This is a genomic window from Rhizocola hellebori (genome assembly GCF_016862955.1).
GTDB classification, from domain to species: Bacteria; Actinomycetota; Actinomycetes; order Mycobacteriales; family Micromonosporaceae; genus Rhizocola; species Rhizocola hellebori.
The window spans coordinates 1-1,158 of sequence record NZ_BONY01000190.1; the positions used below are offsets into that span (position 1 = coordinate 1).

The following is a 1,158-nucleotide window of genomic DNA, read 5'->3' on the forward strand; positions in this document are numbered from 1 at the left end:
CCTCTGGGCGGCATGCCGGCCGAATCGCAGTACCTCGCGATGTGGAGCAACGCCCGGCGAGCAGCACTAGCTCCGGAAGAGTTTCCCTCGGCCCTCGCCCGGCGACCCTACGACTTACGCCACTTCGCCCTGTCCTACTGGCTCAACTCCGGCGTACCCGCAGTTCAGGTAGCCGCGTGGGCAGGCAACAGCGTAAACGTGCTTCTCAAGACCTACGCCAAGTGCATAAAAGGGCAGGACACGATTGCCAGGACTTTAGTCGAAGAGGCTGTGGAGGCCGATCGAAAGCGAGACGATCTACCGGGATAGACCGTCATTAGTGGTCAGCAAAGTCCGGCCACCTTCAGCACCGGAGGTGGCCGAGGCATCATCCAAATCCAATCCGAACTTCGCTCTCAGTCAGCTTGCCGTCGAAGGCGTCCCGCCACCAACCAACACGCGCGGCATCGATAAACTCGATATCAGCGACCCACCAGGCGGGCTTTCGGCCGTCTTTGTTTGCGAGGTGGGGTGGCAAAAGAATCTCGTAAGTCTCACCCGGACCGAGCGACCGCCGTAACTCGGTTGAGCCAACGCGCCTGTTTATCACTTCCGGGTCTTGTGCCCAGTACCAAAACGTGATGAAGAGGTTGTAGATAGGCAAATCGGAACCGTTCTTCACGAAAGCGGCCCAGGATTTCTCTCTCTCCTCTGGGGAGGCAGTCGCATCGAGATAGCCCCTCGGCCTGTCGTACCACGCCGCAACCCGCTCCGCTTGGGCCCGTCTTGCACGCACTAGCTCGATTGCTGCGCCCTTCTCGACATCCTCATCACGCCTCTTTTCGATATTCACAAGCCGGTTGGCGGCAATCCATGCCCCACCCACCGCCGCAACCGTGGCAATCGCCGCTATCCAACCAGGAACATCACCAAACTGAGGCTTCACAATCGCAGCATGCCCTAATCGGCGATCCGCCCGTGTGACCGGCGCAGTGGGTTCTGGCATACCTAGCCACAGGACGGACGCAGCGAGAACACCTCAGAAAAATTGCACGTATGTTGCACAGACAGCCGTGAACGGCCGGATTCAGGCCGTGACAGCCGGACACCCGTACGAGTCAGGCCCGCTTCCGGAGATCACCGGAAGCGGGCCTGACCTGCGTAACAGCTGTTCAATCT

Annotated in this window: 1 protein-coding gene and 1 pseudogene; one reads left to right on the top strand and one right to left on the bottom strand. The window is 59.8% G+C overall.

Annotation, left to right across the window (positions count from 1 at the left end; genetic code table 11):
- Positions 1–309: pseudogene (locus Rhe02_RS49430) on the top strand (integrase); the annotation flags it as partial.
- A 58-nt stretch (positions 310–367) separates the two neighbouring features.
- Here the strand turns inward: Rhe02_RS49430 and Rhe02_RS49435 are convergent.
- Complete coding sequence (locus Rhe02_RS49435) at positions 368–925, bottom strand: hypothetical protein (RefSeq protein WP_203915549.1); 558 nt, start codon at positions 923–925, stop codon at positions 368–370.
- Between the last annotated feature and the right edge of the window lie 233 nt (positions 926–1,158).